Consider the following 16,095-nt stretch of genomic DNA (forward strand, 5'->3'; position numbering starts at 1 on the left):
GTAGGCTGCGTTTCATTTCGGGCAGGCGATTTCCATTACCTGTTCAATCATCTGGTGCAGGAGCTGACTTTGCGCGTTATCTGCCGCTCGATAGTACACTTCTTTTCCCTCGCGGCGGCTGACCACCAAGTTGCTGTTACGCAATGGGCGTAAATGATGCGAAATCGCCGGGCTTGACATTTCGAGCAGCGCCGAAATATCCTGCACACATTCTTCATGATGACACAATAGCCAAAAAATACGGATGCGTGTCGTGTCACCTAACTGCTTAAAAATATCCGAAACGATTTGAAAATCGCTGACAATCTGCAGTTGCTGCTTGATGCGATCCGGTTCCGGCGGCGCCGGCGGATGCTTTGGCATCGTCTTCGTCTTCCTTTTTTCCATATTGCATTGACCTCTTTTCTGTGGTGGGGAAAAGCCAAGAGCAATAAAATCACCCTTTTCGCAGTCATTTACCAAGTCAGATAGGCGTTGCATCTCCTTTCGGACAGACGTTTTCCGTTAGCTGTTCAATCATTTGGTGCAAGGCTGACGCTGTGCTGGTAAAACGCACTATTGACTTTCTACTCACGCAATATTATAATTTAGCCATGATAATTAAACAAGTGCTTAATAGTAGAATCGTAAGAGGCAAGGCAAGTATCCTTCCGTTAGGAAAGAGTCATCTTATGAGGAGGTGTCCTATCTTGTGAAAGAAGAGATATTTGCCCTTATTGTCCCCTTACATTACCGCCCTCCGACCTTACTAAAGGCGGAAAGACTTGTGGTTGAGAGCAATAGTCACTACGGCTCATCACAGCCTGAAAAGCAGCGAATAGAATCACATAAGGAGAAGACAATGAAAAAAACGTACACGATGGAAGTGGATTGCGCAAACTGCGCTAACTTGATGGAAGAAGCCGCAAATAAGACAGCTGGCGTTGAAAAAGCGAGCGTCAATTTTATGATGCAAAAAATGACGGTTCAGTTTACTGATGGATATCATCCTCAAGAGGTGATGGAGGAGGTTCTTAAAGCCTGTAAGAAAATTGAACCGGATTGCACGATCCATTATTAGAGAGATTGTTATCGAAGACGGGTTTTAGTTGTAAAGAGGTGCAATGCTGTTTATCTCGGTAGAAACCAAGTTGCAAAAGGATTCCTTTTGAAGAAGGTAGCCTGTTGCAATTCAGTCGGGTCGCGCACCCCTGGAAAATCGCTTTTTTAGCCGTTAGCCAGGGGTCGAACAAAGGGGAACACCCCTGGCAAACGTCCAATTTCGCGACTTGCCAGGGGTCAAAAACCGCCACGCACCCCTGGCAAATCGCTTTTTTAGCCGTTAGCCAGGGGTCAAACAAAGGAAAGTATCCCTGGCAAATGTCCAATTTCGCGACTTGCCAGGGTGAAAAATCGGCACGCACCCCTGGCAAATCGCTTTTTTCGCCGTAAGCCAGGGGTCGAACAAAGGGAAACACCCCTGGCAAACGGACGATTTCGCGACTTGCCAGGGTGAAAAATCGGCACGCACCCCTGGCAAATCGCTTTTTTAGCCGTTAGCCAGGGGTCGAACAAAGGGGAACACCCCTGGCAAACGTCCAATTTCGCGACTTGCCAGGGTCGAAAGTCGCAACGCACCCCTGGCAAATCGTCTTTTTAGCCGATAGCCAGGGGTCGAACGAAGGGGAACACCCCTGGCAAACGTCCAATTTCGCGACTTGCCAGGGTCAAGAACCGCCACGCACCCCTGGCAAACGTCCAATTTCGCGACTTGCCAGGGTCAAAAAGTCGCCACGCGCACTACACCACCATAGAAAGGAAGCATTATGGGAAAAATCATCGTCAGCGCTTTACTTCTGATTGTCATCTCGTTGGCAACGGGCTTACTCATCAAAACAGCCAAACAGCCGGAGGAAATGCCGAAAAAACAACACATCATGCTCAAGCGCATCCTCGCCAGCGCCGTGTTACTTTTTGTGTTGGAACTGCTTCCTGCCGAGGCGTTTGCGACGCTCGACGAAGTACTGTTTCGCGGAGCTGGGAGGATCTTGCGTTTCGCCCTTTATATGGTGGATTACGGCATAATCGGCTACGATATTTTGCAGAAAGCACTGCTCGGAATGCGCAACAAACGGTTATTTGATGAAAATTTTTTGATGGCAGTAGCGACCATTGGCGCTATGACATTGGCGATTATCGAAGACGGCGATTATCTGGAAGCCATTGCTGTTATGCTGTTTTATCAGATTGGCGAATGGTTTCAACGCTATGCCGTCGGGAAAAGCCGTCGCAGCATCACCGCCTTGATGGATATTCGTCCCGACTATGCCCGTATAGAGAAAAATGGGGAGTGGGTCAAAGTCGATCCGGATGAAGTTGCTTTAGGTAGTCCTATTCTTGTACAGCCCGGCGAAAAGATTCCTCTGGACGGGATTGTCGTAGACGGAACATCCAGTCTGAACACCGCTGCACTTACCGGCGAGAGTTTGCCGAGAGATGTACACGAAGGGGAGGAAGTCCTTAGCGGTTGTATCAGCATGACAGGAGTGCTCACTATCCGCACAACCAAGGAATTTGGAGAATCCACTGTATCGAAAATTCTCGATTTGGTGGAGAATGCCAGTTCTCGCAAGGCACAATCCGAGGAGTTCATCTCACGATTTGCCCGCGTCTATACGCCGGCAGTGTGCGGGGCTGCTCTGGCGCTTGCCATTCTTCCGCCGTTGGTGCGCCTCTTCATTCTACAACTGCCTCCCGCGTGGATGGTTTGGCTTTATCGTGCACTGACATTTCTCGTCATCAGCTGTCCATGCGCTTTGGTCATCAGCATTCCGCTGAGCTTCTTTGCCGGTATAGGCGGTGCCAGCCGCGCCGGGATACTGGTCAAAGGATCCAATTATCTTGAAATGCTTTCCAAGACCGGCATCCTCGTCATGGACAAGACGGGAACCCTCACACAAGGCGTTTTTGAAGTAAACGCATTGCATCACGCCATCTGCGAAGAAGAGCGCCTCATTGAATTGGCGGCGATTGCAGAGAGTGCTTCCTCGCATCCCATCAGCAAGAGTTTGCTGCGCGCATACGGAAAGAAAATCGACCCCGACCGTGTAACAAATATTCAGGAAATCAGTGGAAAAGGTGTGCAGGCGTGCGTGGATGGCATACAGGTTGCTGCCGGAAACGATAAGTTGATGGAATATCTGGGTGTGTCGTATCAAAATTGCCACATGACGGGCACGATTATCCACATTGCGCTGGACGGGGAATACGCCGGACATATTGTTATTTCCGACCGCCTGAAGCCTTCTTCGGAAAAAGCCATCCAGGCGCTTAAAACGGTGGGCGTCCATCATACGGTGATGCTCACGGGCGACAGCGCGAAAGTAGCAAAAGAAATCGCGCAGCATCTCGGTGTGGATGAAGTCGTCAGTGAACTTCTTCCGGACGGAAAGGTGGAAAACGTGGAACGCCTTTTGCAGACGAAGCAAAAGGGGGAACAGCTTGCCTTCGTTGGCGATGGTATTAACGATGCGCCGGTGCTGGCACTTGCCGACATTGGTATTGCGATGGGCGCAATGGGTTCGGATGCAGCGATTGAAGCGGCGGATGTCGTCCTGATGGATGACGATCCGATGAAAATTGTGCAGGCCATGCGTATTTCCAGACGTTGTTTGGGTATTGTAAAGCAGAACATTGTATTTGCCCTGGCGGTGAAAGGTATATGTCTCGTGCTCGGTGCGCTCGGTCTTGCTGGCATGTATCTCGCTATTTTTGCTGACGTGGGCGTGATGATTTTGGCGGTCTTGAATGCGATGCGCTGCTTGCGCATTGAGGGATAAAAACACGTCTGTTACCGATAGAAAAGGAGAAAAGAATGACAAATCAAGTGGATAACCGTAAAGTTGCCGTCGTCGGATGCGGCTTTGTCGGCTCATCGTCTGCTTTTGCGTTGATGCAAAGCGGACTGTTTTCGGAGATTGCGTTAGTGGATGTCAATCGGGAAAAAGCGGAAGGGGAAGCGCTCGATATTTCACACGGTGTTCCTTTCGTTGGACAGGTGAAAGTGTATGCTGCCGACTATGATGACATCATGGATGCCGCCATTGTCGTGGTGACGGCCGGCACTGCGCAGAAGCCGGGCGAGACGCGCCTTGACCTGGTGAATAAAAATATTCGTATTTTTCAAAGCATCCTTCCGGAGTTTAAGAAACGCAACTATAAGGGCATTTTGTTAGTCGTCTCTAATCCGGTGGATATTCTTACTTTGGCGGCGTTAAAGCTCAGCGGTCTTCCCGAACAGCGTGTGATTGGATCCGGCACGGTGCTGGATACGGCGCGTCTTAAGACGGCGCTGGGCGAGCACCTTGACGTGGATAGCCGAAGCGTGCATTCGTTTATTATCGGAGAGCATGGCGATAGCGAGATGGTAGCGTGGAGCAGTACCAATGTTTCCGGTATTCCTCTGAATGATTTTTGCGAGATGCGCGGTCATTTTGCCCATGACGAAGCCATGGATCGCATTGCTGATGAAGTGCGGAACAGTGCCTACGAAATCATTGCGAAAAAACATGCGACTTATTATGGGATCGCCATGTCCGTCGTGCGCATCTGCAAAGCGATTGTTATGAACGAACGTTCCATCCTGCCCGTATCCACGATGATGCACGGCGAATATGGAATTGAGGGCATTTGTCTCAGTATGCCGGTTATTGTCGGAGAAGAAGGCGTGAGCGTGCACGTGCCGCTGGTTTTGAATGAAGAGGAACGGGAAAGTCTGCTTGCCTCCGCTAAAGCGCTGAAGGATGTCGCGCAGTCTGCTGGTCTATAGTGCGCAGACGATGACCTTCTGACCGGAAAGGGGCTTTCGTGCTGTCTCTTCTTTTGGTTATTATTTACTTTGCCTTTATCAGTCTTGGGCTTCCGGATGCGTTACTTGGCGCTGCATGGCCGAGTCTTTATCCGACCCTTGGCGTTCCGATTTCCTATGCCGGTACGATTGCTATGATTATTTCGGCAGGGACGATTGTGTCGAGTTTATGCAGTGACCGCCTGCAACGCCATTTTGGAACAGGACGTATTACCGCTTTCAGCGTGTCCCTTACCGCTGCTGCGCTCTTTGGCTTTTCCTTTTCGTCCTCATTTCTGCAGCTTTGTTTTTGGGCGATTCCTTACGGACTGGGTGCCGGCAGCGTAGATGCCGCCTTAAATAACTATGTTGCTTTGCATTACGAAAGCCGGCACATGAATTGGCTGCATTGCATGTGGGGCATCGGTGCTTCGCTTGGTCCCTATCTGATGGGATTTTGTCTAACCCACGGATGGGGATGGGCAAATGGATATCGCAGTGTCGGCACCATTCAGATCGTTTTAAGCGCCATTCTGCTTATTACGCTGCCGTTGTGGAAAAAGAAGGATGCGCAGCGCGTTACCGCAAAGCCGAAGGAACCATCTTCGCCGCCTTCTGGTCTTTCCTCCATTCTTTCCCTTCCCGGTGCGAAAGCAATTCTGCTGTGTTTCTTTTGCTACAGTGCGCTGGAAGCGACGGTCGGCCTTTGGGCAAGCAGTTTTCTTTCCCTCACCATCGGCGTTGAACCGGATATCGCCGCCGGTTTTGCCAGCTTGTTTTATCTCGGCATTACCGGCGGAAGAGCCGTTTCCGGCTTTCTTTCGTTGCGCTTTGATGACGATGCTCTCATTCGCGGTGGTCTTCGAACCATCGGTATCGGCCTTGCTTTTCTGGGCATGAGCTTGTTTTGTAGTATGCTTTGGACAAATCAAGCGGCCTTGCTGCCCGTGATGCTCGCCCTTATCGGATTGGTGCTGATGGGGTTAGGCTGTGCGCCGATTTATCCTGGCATTATTCATTCCACGCCGACACATTTTGGCAAAGATCGTTCGCAGGCGATGATCGGTTTGCAGATGGTATGTGCCTACGTCGGCTCTTGCTTTTTGCCACCGCTTTTCGGCGTACTGGCTCGCCGCGTATCTGTTGCGCTCTTGCCACTTTATGTGTTCCTTTTGTTAGCTTTGATGTTTGTGATGCATCGGCGCGTGCTACGGGCAAGCGTTGTGCGCTGACGGCTCGCCTACGCTGGTTTTGTGATGCACTGGCGCATGCTACGGGCAAGCGTTGTGCGCTGACAGCTCGCTCGTGTTGGTTTTGCGGCGCATCGGCGTGCGTTAAGGGGGGACTGCCGTGCGATGAATCCTTGGCGACGACCGTCCGCATCCGTTTAGGAAAGGAGAAACGATGCAGTATATCGGTGATGTTTATCGGCCTCCCTCGGAGGCATCTTCGTTTATTTTGCAATGTACGGTAGGATGCGCACACAATTCCTGCCGTTTTTGTTCGATGTACAAGAAGGATTTGTTTTTTATGCGTCTCCAGGAAGAAATTTTAGCGGACATCGCGGAGGTCGCCACGCATTGGCGTGATCTTCGTCGACTTTTCCTTGCGGATGGCGATGCCTTAGTGATGCCTACGCCGCGTCTTGTGGAAATTTTGGAATCAGCCAACCGCCATTTTCCGCTGCTTGAACGTGTGAGTGCCTATTCTACCGTTCGGGACGTTTTAGCGAAAAGCGATGACGAATTGCAACAGCTTCGTGACAGGGGATTGACCCTTCTTTATTTGGGGCTGGAAAGCGGTGCGGATGAGATATTGCAGCGCATCGATAAAAAGCAGACGCAAAAGGATTATATTGAGGCGGTGCTTAAGGCGAAGCGTAATGGCATTGATTCTTCTGTGACGCTGATTTTCGGTCTTGGCGAAAGGGAATATAGTGATTTGCATATCAAGGAAAGCGCAAAAGCGATCAGCTTATCTAAACCGGCATATGTCTCCTTCTTGAGCTTGCACCTGAGTCCCGGCACTCCTCTCTATGACGATGTTAGGGAAGGTCGCTTCACTCTTCTCAACGACGAAGAGATTTTGGACGAAATGAAACGTTTCATTGTGCAAGTGGATAGCGAAGGAACCGTTTTTCGTTCCAATCACGCCTCGAATCCCGTCCCTGTACGAGGAACCTTTAATCGGGATCGTGTGGATATGCTTCGTCAAATCGAAGAAGCCCGTCGCTGGCAAGCCTACCGTCCCCGCGCTTGGCGTGACATCTGATGGATGGTTGCTATATTGCGAAGAATGGCAATGAAACGGAGCGCCGCGGGGAATGCCGAAGGCGATGCGGTCAAGGCGGAGCGCCGCGGGGAATGCTGATGGCGGCGCGATGTAAGACGGGAACAAGGAAAAAGCCCCCTTAGCTACACGCGGATAGTGTAAGGTGGGGGTGTTTTTTTTATTTATACCATGTTGAAATTCTAACTTTTTGGTTAAACTCTGCTATTTGACCCTGGCAAATGGTGAAAAACCGAGTTTGCCAGGGTCGCGCACCCGAGAAATACCCCTGGCAAATGGCAAAAAACCGAGTTTGCCAGGGGTGCGCACCCGACAAGTATCCCTGGCAAATGGCAAAAAAAACGAATTTGCCAGGGTCACACGCCCCCAAACCACCCCTGGCAAACAGCAAAAAGCAGAATTTGCCAGGGTCTTACGACCCGCAATCGACCCTGGCAAAAGGCAAAAAATTAAATTTGCCAGGGTCGATTACTGCCAAATTACCCCTGGCAAATGACGAAAAACTTCATTTGCCAGGGTCGCATCACCCTCAACAACCCCTGGCAAATAGCAAAAAAGGGAATTTGCCAGGGTCGCACGACCTGCAATTACCCCTGGCAAACGCCAAAAAAACGGTGTTTGCCAGGGGTGCGACCGTCACATACAATCAAATAACGTCATGACTCCCTACTCCATTTATTCAATACACAACACACCAAAAATTGCGCAAAACCTTTATGCGGCGTTCGTTCTCTTCGCATCGAATGCTATGCTAAAATGAAGGGCAGGAGGCAGCCATGCAAAAAGCTCTTTATCGCGCCTACCGTCCACAGACATTTGATGAAGTGGTCGGACAGGATGCCATCGTTACCGCATTGAAAAATCAAATCATGACCGGGCATGTTGGTCATGCTTACCTCTTTTCCGGCACGCGCGGCACGGGAAAAACGTCTTGCGCCAAAATTTTCGCGCGCGCGGTGAACTGTTTAGGCTCCAAGGAAGGCAACCCTTGTAACATGTGTGCGCATTGTCGTGCCATTTTGGAAGAAACGACCATGGATGTCGTGGAAATGGATGCCGCTTCAAACCGAGGAATTGACGACATTCGCGAGCTTCGAGAAACCGTCATTTATCCACCGGCGCAGGTGCGATACAAAGTCTATATCATCGACGAAGCGCACATGATTACCAAGGAAGGCTTCAATGCGCTGCTAAAGATGATGGAAGAACCGCCGGCACATTTGATTTTTATCCTTGCTACAACCGAGCCGGAAAAAATCCCGCCCACGATTCTATCGCGTGTCCAACGCTACGAATTTAAGCGTATTGACCTCGAAGTGATTTCTAAGCGCCTTGCTTTTATTGCAGAAAAGCAGGGCGTGACGATTACACCGGAGGCACTGGCTACTCTTTCGCGTGCAGCGGATGGCGCATTGCGCGATGCGCTGTCCCTATTGGATCAGGTTATGGCGATGGGAGAGCCTTCTATCACAGAAGAGCTGGTTGAGCGTGTGCTTGGCACTGCCGGCAAATTGTCGCTGGCGGAGCTAACGCATGATGTGCTTCATGATCACATGACAGCGGCAATGACTAAAGCAGAGTCCCTTCTGCAGGAAGGAAAAGAGGCAGCAGTACTTCTTCGAGAGTGGATTGCCTATTTTCAGCAACTGCTTCTGATAAAAGGCGCCGGAAAGGAGTGGAAGCCTTCTCTTTCGGATACAGAACGATGCGAGTTGGAGAAGATTACCGCAGATGTTTCCATGACACGATTACTTGACTCCATCGATCACTTGGTAGACACCGAAGTGCTGTTGCAAAAATCGGATCATGCCGAAACGCTGTTTCTTGCTGCCGTCGCACGGTTGATTAACTATGCCTCTCCGCGAGTGCTGGAGAGTCGCATTGCTGCTTTGGAAGAAAAACTTGCGGTTGTGGAACGCTGGCAATCCCCTGAAAATACAATTCGGGATGCGCTTGATCGCTATACTTCTTCAGCGGTGGCAGGCGTACAAAATGTGCCACAGAAGAACTTCGCGCCACCTGTTGCGCCTCCACAAACCGCTGTGCCACAGCCATCAACCGCACCGTCGCCAAACACTTCCCAACAGCCCAAAGCGGCGGCGCATCAAACCGATCCGGTCGATTCGTTTTTGGCAAATCCGGAAGCGTGGTATCGCCGCCATGAACGCGCTTGGCGCAGCGTGGTGGAAAAAGAAAAAATAGTGCCCGCGTATTTTTTGGGGCGTTTTGCTAAAATAGACGTAAATCAGGGCGAGGTCTCCGTTTTCTATGCACCAGAAAATGAAGCCAAAATCGCCATCCTCAAAGGGAAAGAGGAAGAATTGTCTGCGGCGTTCTCCCGTTTTGCAGGAGAAACGATCCGCCTGCATTTTGGCGGAGATGCCGAGATACCACGCCCATTGTCTGGCAGTGGAATAGCAGCATCCACGTCAAATGGTATGGGAAAAGCAGCCGTATCTTCGTCGGACAGTCCGTCCGTGACCGAAGAGGACGACTGGACATGGCAGGAATTACAACGCACCATTCCCAAAGAAATACTCAAACGGAAGGAATAAGGAGGAAGTATGAAAGGGTTCAAAGGCCCGCGCAGCGGCAACAATATGAACAATATGATGAAGAAAATGCAGCGTTTGCAGCGACAGATGGAAGAGACGCAGCAGAAGATTGACGCAACCGAAATCGAGACCAGTGCCGGTGGTGGTGTGGTAAAAGTCAAAATGAACGGAAAACATGAGCTTTTGGAGCTTGTTTTGGATCCGGAAGTGGTGGATCCGGAAGATACGGAAATGTTGGCGGATTTGGTTATGGTGGCGGTGAATGATGCGATTCATCAGGCATCCGCTCTTAATGAGTCGGAGATGGGACGCCTTACGGGTGGAATAAACATTCCGGGTCTCTAATAAGGAGGAGGGGAATGAACGAGTTTCCGGCATCTGTCGAAGTGCTGATTGAACGATTTCGACAGCAGCCAACGATTGGAAAGAAGACCGCGCAGCGCCTTGCCTTACATGCTCTGAAGGATCCGGCGGCAACACGCGCCTTTGCGCGCGCTCTTTTGGACGTGACGGAGAAAGTCCATCGTTGCCGCATTTGTGGAAATATTACCGAAGAAGCCGTCTGCCCCATCTGCGCATCGGCAAAACGCGATCACTCCGTCATTACCGTCGTGGAAGACGTGACGAATCTGCTTGCCATTGAGCGTGGAGCCACCTATTTCGGTACGTATCATGTTCTTGACGGATTGTTGTCTCCCATGGATCATCGTGGACCCGAAGATATCGGCGTTCATCGCTTGCTACAGCGTATTACGGCGTCTTTGAAGGGCAATGAGCCGGTAACCGAGGTGATTTTAGCCCTTTCGCCCACCGTGGAGGGCGAGACGACCATGCTCTTTTTGGCGAATCAAATGGAAGCCTATCCTGTACGGGTCAGTCGTATTGCCAGCGGGATTCCGGTCGGAGGAACCCTGGAGTACTACGACGAATTAACACTTGCCCGCGCTATGCAGGATCGTCGCGCAATGAACGAGGAATAACGTCTTACTTCCGGACGGAATAGTCTTTCGCGCAAGACACCAACCAGGAAAAGATGGCGCGCTGGGCATCATTTTGGGACGCCATCATTTCTGGATGCCACTGGACGGCGAGAAACGCAGGCATACTGGGACACTCCAGCGCCTCAATCACGCCGTCTTTTGTTTGTGCGCTGACTTCAAACAGCGGAGCTATGTCCTTCACCGCCTGATGATGAAAGGAATTGACCCAAACGCTCTCACCGAGCAGATTTGCCAAGAGAGAATCGGGACGGATTTCCAAAGGATGCACGCCATATTCGCGTGGCACGTTCTCGTTGCTGTGATATAGTGAAGAAGGTTTTTGCGTCGGCAGGTCTTGGTACAGTGTTCCGCCAAAGGCGAGGTTTAATAGCTGCATCCCGCGGCAAACGCCAAGCATAGGAAGATTGCGCTTTTGCGCCAGTCGTGCCAGTGCTGCTTCATGCAGATCTTGCTCCGGAACAACGGGACCGCAGATTTTTTCGGTGCATTCTCCATAGAGTGGTGTATAAAGATCTGCGCCTCCGCAAAAAATAATGCTGTCCAGCACGTCAAGAAGCGCTTGTCGTTCCTCATCCGTGCGAACCGTCGGAAGCATGAGCGGGGTTGCGCCGGCATCGGAAACCGCGCGCACAAAATCATCCGTGCAGACGTGATAGCTTTGTTCGGGAACGCCCATGTGCAACATGGCGCCAAGTGTATCGTTATGGGTGTAGGTTGTACTGAGACCAATAATGGGCTTCATGACAGGCTCCTTTTCTGTTTTTCTCATTGTAGCCCCATGCGATGAACCCCTGCAAGCCTCCACGGTAAAGCCGTGCAAAAGGAGAAACGATGAAAGCACAATCGATTCTGGAAATCAATACAGCGATCCTTCGCGAAAATTTGCTGGCGATGCGTAAAGGGCATCCGCAACAGATTTTTGGCGTCGTCAAGGCGAATGCTTACGGGCTGGGTGCGGTGCGTGTGGCACAGGCGCTTCGCGACGAGGTTGCCGGCTTTTGCGTCGCCACCGTTTCCGAAGCATTCGCTCTGCGAGAAGCCCTTCCTGACAAACCGATTCTGCTTTTCGGGTATACCGATCCGGAAGACCGCCGCAAACTCATTCGTCTGGGTGTGCGTCCCGCCATCTCGACTAAAGAGGATGCCGAAGACTGGAATCGCCAAGCAAAGCAGCTTGGCGTATGTGCGCCCATCCACATTGCGTTAGATACGGGACATCGCCGCATCGGTTTTCTGACGGAAAGCGATGAAGCCTTTGCGGACATTTGTGCCGTAGCCAAGCTTCCGCATCTGCGCATGGAGGGACTCTTTTCGCACTTTGCCACAGCGGACGAAGCACCGTTTCCGCATCCGTTTGCCCAAGAACAGCTTTCTCGTTTTCGACGGATGGCAGAGCGTTTAGAAGAAACCGGAATTTCCATTCCTTTTCGTCATATCGCCAACGATGCCGGTTTACTCTTCTTACCGGACGAAGATCTTTTCGATGCGGCTCGATTGGGCATTTGCCTCTATGGACACTATCCGTCAACGGAGAGCGAAACCGCATGTTGCGTTAACCTTAAAGTTCCTTATCGTTGGACAGCGCCGATTTCGCGCGTAAAATGGATGGAGGAAAACGAGAGTGTCGGGTATGGACGAACGTGGTTCAGCAAACGCAAGACCAAAGTAGCCACCGTGCAGGTTGGTTATGCCGATGGGTATCCGCGTATTCTTTCGGGACGTTCTATGATGCTCGTCAAAGGCGTTGCCTGTCCGGTTATCGGGCGCATTTGTATGGATCAGTTGATGCTTGATGTGACCGATGCGCCGCCCGTAGCGGTGGGGGATCGCGTCCTTGTAATGGGCGCTGCCGATTGGGAACACACCGATTCTCGTCAGATTCGTCAGGCAAGTGAGCAATCTTTCGCTGCGCTCTTCGGCGCAAGGGATTCCTTACAAGAAGATGATGTTACGCTGTCGAGAGAAACATCCGACAAAGCGATTCCTGCCGGAGAAGCATTTTCTGCGGGACGCGAAAATGTCTGGGGCATTTCTGCCGATAGTCTCTCTCCTCGCGCAATGACCATTTCGTATGAAGTATTAACCTCGATCGCTCCGCGTGTTTTCCGCGTTGAAGTAAAATAGAAATCTACAGAAAGGAAGGAAAAATGGAAGCGAAGTTTTTAACGCCAAAACGAAAACTGATTGTCACCATGCTCATGTTCAGTACATTGGGGCTGGTTCGACACGGGATTCTCTTTCCTTCCGGCGTGGTAGTCCTTTTTCGTGCCGCCATCGGCTTTTTGTTCCTTGCGGCGCTATTTGCCTTCGGGGTGTTGTCCTTTTCGCCGGAGACGCTCCTCAAACATAAAAAACGGGTCATTCTTGCCGGCGTGATTACGGCAACAGACTGGATTCTGCTCTTTGAGGCATACCGCTATACAACCGTTGCCATTGCCACGATGTGCTATTGCATGTCTTCGTTAATTTTTATGCTCGTGTCTCCTTTTTTCTTTGGGGACAAAATAACCCTGCGCAAAGGACTGGCAATGGGCGGTGCCATTTTTGGAATGCTCTTTGTTTCCGGGGTGATTAACGGCGAGTTGAAGGGAGCTCTCGGCATCGCCTTGGCATTGCTTGGAGCACTATGTTATGCGGCGGTCATGGGCATTGGAAAAAGCATAAACGAAGTAGATGGAGCGAGCCTTGCTCTTGTGGAATTTGGTGTGGCAACCGTGGTGCTCATTCCCTTTGTTTGGTTCACTGAAGACCTGACGCTTTTGCAGATCGATGTCCGTTCGGTCGTCAACACCTTGATTTTAGGCATTGTGCATACCGGACTTGCCTATGCTATGTGGTTTAATGCCATTCAGCATCTCCCTGCTCCGACGATTTCCCTATTGAGCTATATCGATCCGGTTTCTGCGGTTTTTGTGTCCGCCGTCTTACTGGGCGAACCCTTGTCTCCGGTGACCGCCGTCGGATGTGTCATCGTGATTGCCTCAATGATGTATAGTGAAGTAGGAGGAAGGAAAGGACAGGGAAAAGCCGATCTCATCGAATCGGCAGCTGAGCTGCCGCTTACGTAGAAGGAAGCAATTCCTGTTTTGCAGCGAGAAACAAATTCGATTACGCAGTCGGACGCAATCTCGTTTGCGCAGCCGGAAGCGATTTCGATTGTACAACCGGAAGTCATTTCGATACAACCATCCGGAAACGGAACAGTACGCGCGTCAAATGAATGGAGGAAGTAATATGGCACACAGCGCCATTGTCGGCATCAACTGGGGAGACGAAGGCAAGGGTCGTATGGTCGACCTTCTTACGGAAGAGTATGATGTTGTAGTTCGCTATCAGGGCGGCGGAAACGCCGGTCATACGGTAGTAAATGAACGTGGTACGTTTGCGCTGCATCTGTTGCCTTCCGGTATTTTTCGTCCCGAAGTCATCAACATTCTCGGCAACGGGGTTGCTGTGGATTGCGAAAATCTCTGGAAGGAGATGCAGGAAGTAGAGAAAAAAGGTGTCGCGCTCCATCCTTCCCATTTCTTCATTTCGGAGCGCGCTTCCTTGGTATTGCCTTGGCACCGCGACCTCGATGCGCTGGAAGAAGCGCGTCTTGCGGACCAAAAATTCGGCTCCACGAAACAGGGCATTGCGCCGTTTTATGCGGACAAAGCCGCCAAAAAGACCATTCTTGCCGGCGAATTGCTGCATCCGTCTCATCTTCGCGCCCACGTAGAGCAGTTAGTGGAATGGAAAAATCTCACGCTGACAAAAGTCTACGGTGCGAAGCCGACTTCTACGGAAGAAGTTCTTGCCTGGCTGGATCAGTATGGTTCTCCCTTAAAGCCCTATATCGGGAATACGGCGAAGGTTCTTCGTGAAGCAGATCGCTGCGGCAAGCGCATTCTCTTTGAGGCACAGCTGGGTGCTCTTCGTGATCTTGATTTGGGGATTCATCCTTATACGACTTCGTCTAATGCCCTCGCTGCGTATGCGCCGGTTGGTTCCGGCTATCCTGCCGTAAAATTGGATAATGTCATCGGTGTGGTGAAGGCGTATTCCAGCTGCGTCGGGGAAGGTCCATTTACCTGCGAATGGTTTGGAGAACAGGCAGAAACGTTGCGCAAGGCGGGCGGAGAGTACGGCGCGAAGACTGGTCGTCCGCGTCGTGTCGGTCCGATTGACCTCGTTGCTACGCGCTACGGTGTCCAAGCACAGGGCGCAACGGCGTTGGCATTAACAAAGCTGGACGTTCTTAGTTATCTTTCAGAGATTCCCGTTGTTGTTCGCTATGACGTAGACGGCGAGGAGACAGATGCGTTTCCGTTTCCGGCTTGTCTGGACGAGGCAAAACCTGTTGAAATCACGCTTCCTGGCTGGAAACAGGACATTTCCTCCTGTCGTACGTGGGCATCTTTGCCCCAGGAGGCCAAAGACTACGTCCTCTATCTTGAAAAAACCCTCGATTGCCCGATCCGCTATGTTTCGGTTGGTCCCGAACGCGATGCGATTATTTTGCGCTAAGCCTTTTACAGCCCCGTCGTTTTTGACGGGGCTGTTTCTTCTATCTTGCGCGCATCTACTGCCCATGGTATAATGTTCGCATTCTACGGATCATTAGCTCAGTTGGTTAGAGCGCCACGTTCACATCGTGGAGGTCGTCGGTTCGAGTCCAACATGGTCCAAAAAGATATGCCCGTTCTGTTGCTTTACAGCTATGGAACGGGCATTTTTTGCAGATGGTACAAAACGGTATTCTTGGGTATATATTTTTTAGCGGTCGGAGAGGGATCCTTTTTCGGACGAGAGTTCGTTGCTTTGAACGGAAGTTCGTTCCTTCGAAGGAGGAGACTGTTCTTTCGGATTAGGGGAGAGCAGATGTCGGCATTTTGCTGCTTGCCGTCCATTTCCGAAACGCGAATAGGACGTACGTAACGTTCTATGTAAGGAAAGCACTATGTTGAAGTGAAACGGAAAGAGAGAAGACATGGCTAAAGATTTCATGCAGGAAGCAAAAGAAAAAATGAATGAAGCGGCAGAACGTGCCGGTGAATTGAAGAAAGATGTCGAGAAAAAGGTCGTCGAAATGGGCGATCGTGTCAGCAAAGCTGGAAAAGAAGCGGAAAAGAAAGCAGAAAAGACCGGCGACGAGCTGAAAGATAAGACGAAAAAAGGCGTAGAGAGCGCGAAAGATTTCTTAGGCGGTCTCGGCAAGTAATCTCCTTATTTACAGAATTTCCTTATTGTTCGTGTGTGGATAGTATCTTGTTAGAGATAAATCTCTTCGCAGATGTTTATCGCCACGCGAAATTATGGAATAATCGGACGAGCGACGGAGTCATCCGTCGCTTTTTCTTTTTGCGGTATCAAGGCACGGTATTTAGGCAAAGACATTCCTGTCCTGTAATGTAGTAAGACATATGTGACACTTTCAACAAAA

General features: G+C 50.8%; 18 protein-coding genes and 1 tRNA gene. 15 read left to right on the top strand and 4 right to left on the bottom strand.

Annotated elements, in window-relative coordinates:
- Positions 1–12 precede the first annotated feature (12 nt).
- Positions 13–363 carry a metalloregulator ArsR/SmtB family transcription factor gene (locus tag RDL68_RS02495; protein WP_308540097.1) on the bottom strand — a complete coding sequence of 117 codons (351 nt, stop codon included), beginning with the start codon at positions 361–363 and terminating at the stop codon, positions 13–15.
- 478 nt (positions 364–841) lie between these two features.
- Here RDL68_RS02495 and RDL68_RS02500 point away from each other — a divergent pair, with 478 nt between their 5' ends.
- Positions 842–1,060: a cation transporter gene (locus RDL68_RS02500; RefSeq protein WP_308540098.1), complete on the top strand. Its 219-nt coding sequence runs from the start codon at positions 842–844 to the stop codon at positions 1,058–1,060.
- Positions 1,061–1,332: 272 nt separating this feature from the next.
- Here the strand turns inward: RDL68_RS02500 and RDL68_RS02505 are convergent, their stop codons facing one another.
- Complete coding sequence (locus RDL68_RS02505; RefSeq protein ID WP_308540099.1) at positions 1,333–1,506, bottom strand: hypothetical protein; 174 nt, start codon at positions 1,504–1,506, stop codon at positions 1,333–1,335.
- 22 nt (positions 1,507–1,528) lie between these two features.
- Entirely contained in the window at positions 1,529–1,720 is a 192-nt protein-coding gene (locus RDL68_RS02510; RefSeq protein WP_308540100.1) for a hypothetical protein, read from the bottom strand.
- Positions 1,721–1,805: 85 nt separating this feature from the next.
- Here RDL68_RS02510 and RDL68_RS02515 point away from each other — a divergent pair, with 85 nt between their 5' ends.
- From RDL68_RS02515 to recR, 8 genes are all read left to right on the top strand, one after another.
- Positions 1,806–3,818: a heavy metal translocating P-type ATPase gene (locus RDL68_RS02515; RefSeq protein WP_308540101.1), complete on the top strand. Its 2,013-nt coding sequence runs from the start codon at positions 1,806–1,808 to the stop codon at positions 3,816–3,818.
- A 35-nt stretch (positions 3,819–3,853) separates the two neighbouring features.
- Positions 3,854–4,807 (top strand): L-lactate dehydrogenase, encoded by a 954-nt coding sequence (locus tag RDL68_RS02520; RefSeq protein WP_308540102.1) that lies wholly within the window; start codon positions 3,854–3,856, stop codon positions 4,805–4,807.
- Positions 4,808–4,845: 38 nt separating this feature from the next.
- Positions 4,846–6,057, top strand: coding sequence for an MFS transporter (locus RDL68_RS02525; protein ID WP_308540103.1), 1,212 nt, complete (start codon positions 4,846–4,848; stop codon positions 6,055–6,057).
- Between the two features lie 172 nt (positions 6,058–6,229).
- A complete protein-coding gene (locus tag RDL68_RS02530) occupies positions 6,230–7,096 on the top strand; it encodes a radical SAM protein (protein WP_308540104.1) in 867 nt (288 codons plus the stop codon).
- Positions 7,097–7,389: 293 nt separating this feature from the next.
- Positions 7,390–7,776, top strand: a complete 387-nt coding sequence (locus RDL68_RS02535; protein WP_308540105.1) for a hypothetical protein — start codon at positions 7,390–7,392, stop codon at positions 7,774–7,776.
- Between the two features lie 114 nt (positions 7,777–7,890).
- Positions 7,891–9,669 (top strand): DNA polymerase III subunit gamma/tau, encoded by a 1,779-nt coding sequence (gene dnaX / locus RDL68_RS02540; RefSeq protein ID WP_308540106.1) that lies wholly within the window; start codon positions 7,891–7,893, stop codon positions 9,667–9,669.
- A gap of 9 nt (positions 9,670–9,678) precedes the next feature.
- Positions 9,679–10,014: a YbaB/EbfC family nucleoid-associated protein gene (locus tag RDL68_RS02545; RefSeq protein ID WP_308540107.1), complete on the top strand. Its 336-nt coding sequence runs from the start codon at positions 9,679–9,681 to the stop codon at positions 10,012–10,014.
- A gap of 14 nt (positions 10,015–10,028) precedes the next feature.
- Positions 10,029–10,649: a recombination mediator RecR gene (gene recR, locus RDL68_RS02550; RefSeq protein ID WP_308540108.1), complete on the top strand. Its 621-nt coding sequence runs from the start codon at positions 10,029–10,031 to the stop codon at positions 10,647–10,649.
- A gap of 4 nt (positions 10,650–10,653) precedes the next feature.
- On the opposite strand, the gene RDL68_RS02555 is transcribed toward recR, so the two are convergent.
- Positions 10,654–11,412, bottom strand: coding sequence for a gamma-glutamyl-gamma-aminobutyrate hydrolase family protein (locus RDL68_RS02555; RefSeq protein ID WP_308540109.1), 759 nt, complete (start codon positions 11,410–11,412; stop codon positions 10,654–10,656).
- Between the two features lie 89 nt (positions 11,413–11,501).
- Between RDL68_RS02555 and alr the strand changes: the two genes are divergently transcribed.
- The 6 genes from alr (at position 11,502) to RDL68_RS02585 (ending at position 15,873) form a co-directional block, all read left to right on the top strand.
- Positions 11,502–12,794, top strand: a complete 1,293-nt coding sequence (gene alr, locus RDL68_RS02560) for an alanine racemase (RefSeq protein WP_308540110.1) — start codon at positions 11,502–11,504, stop codon at positions 12,792–12,794.
- Positions 12,795–12,817: 23 nt separating this feature from the next.
- Positions 12,818–13,738, top strand: a complete 921-nt coding sequence (locus RDL68_RS02565) for an EamA family transporter (RefSeq protein WP_308540111.1) — start codon at positions 12,818–12,820, stop codon at positions 13,736–13,738.
- An 18-nt stretch (positions 13,739–13,756) separates the two neighbouring features.
- Positions 13,757–13,903, top strand: a complete 147-nt coding sequence (locus RDL68_RS02570) for a hypothetical protein (RefSeq protein ID WP_308540112.1) — start codon at positions 13,757–13,759, stop codon at positions 13,901–13,903.
- A gap of 1 nt (position 13,904) precedes the next feature.
- Positions 13,905–15,179: an adenylosuccinate synthase gene (locus RDL68_RS02575; RefSeq protein ID WP_308540113.1), complete on the top strand. Its 1,275-nt coding sequence runs from the start codon at positions 13,905–13,907 to the stop codon at positions 15,177–15,179.
- Between the two features lie 87 nt (positions 15,180–15,266).
- A tRNA-Val gene (locus RDL68_RS02580) sits at positions 15,267–15,340 on the top strand.
- Positions 15,341–15,642: 302 nt separating this feature from the next.
- Entirely contained in the window at positions 15,643–15,873 is a 231-nt protein-coding gene (locus RDL68_RS02585) for a hypothetical protein (RefSeq protein WP_308540114.1), read from the top strand.
- Positions 15,874–16,095: the final 222 nt, after the last annotated feature.

Origin of the sequence: uncultured Murdochiella sp. (assembly GCF_902488755.1) — a bacterium.
Classification (GTDB): Bacteria; Bacillota; Clostridia; order Tissierellales; family Peptoniphilaceae; genus Murdochiella.

What these genes read in the sequence shown, in the direction of transcription:
- RDL68_RS02495 (WP_308540097.1), bottom strand. Translation starts at nt 363, where the DNA reads ATGCCAAAGCATCCGCCGGCGCCGCCGGAACCGGATCGCATCAAGCAG.
- RDL68_RS02500 (WP_308540098.1), top strand. Translation starts at nt 842, where the DNA reads ATGAAAAAAACGTACACGATGGAAGTGGATTGCGCAAACTGCGCTAAC.
- RDL68_RS02515 (WP_308540101.1), top strand. Translation starts at nt 1,806, where the DNA reads ATGGGAAAAATCATCGTCAGCGCTTTACTTCTGATTGTCATCTCGTTG.
- RDL68_RS02520 (WP_308540102.1), top strand. Translation starts at nt 3,854, where the DNA reads ATGACAAATCAAGTGGATAACCGTAAAGTTGCCGTCGTCGGATGCGGC.
- RDL68_RS02530 (WP_308540104.1), top strand. Translation starts at nt 6,230, where the DNA reads ATGCAGTATATCGGTGATGTTTATCGGCCTCCCTCGGAGGCATCTTCG.
- RDL68_RS02535 (WP_308540105.1), top strand. Translation starts at nt 7,390, where the DNA reads ATGGCAAAAAACCGAGTTTGCCAGGGGTGCGCACCCGACAAGTATCCC.
- dnaX (WP_308540106.1), top strand. Translation starts at nt 7,891, where the DNA reads ATGCAAAAAGCTCTTTATCGCGCCTACCGTCCACAGACATTTGATGAA.
- RDL68_RS02545 (WP_308540107.1), top strand. Translation starts at nt 9,679, where the DNA reads ATGAAAGGGTTCAAAGGCCCGCGCAGCGGCAACAATATGAACAATATG.
- recR (WP_308540108.1), top strand. Translation starts at nt 10,029, where the DNA reads ATGAACGAGTTTCCGGCATCTGTCGAAGTGCTGATTGAACGATTTCGA.
- RDL68_RS02555 (WP_308540109.1), bottom strand. Translation starts at nt 11,412, where the DNA reads ATGAAGCCCATTATTGGTCTCAGTACAACCTACACCCATAACGATACA.
- alr (WP_308540110.1), top strand. Translation starts at nt 11,502, where the DNA reads ATGAAAGCACAATCGATTCTGGAAATCAATACAGCGATCCTTCGCGAA.
- RDL68_RS02565 (WP_308540111.1), top strand. Translation starts at nt 12,818, where the DNA reads ATGGAAGCGAAGTTTTTAACGCCAAAACGAAAACTGATTGTCACCATG.
- RDL68_RS02575 (WP_308540113.1), top strand. Translation starts at nt 13,905, where the DNA reads ATGGCACACAGCGCCATTGTCGGCATCAACTGGGGAGACGAAGGCAAG.
- RDL68_RS02585 (WP_308540114.1), top strand. Translation starts at nt 15,643, where the DNA reads ATGGCTAAAGATTTCATGCAGGAAGCAAAAGAAAAAATGAATGAAGCG.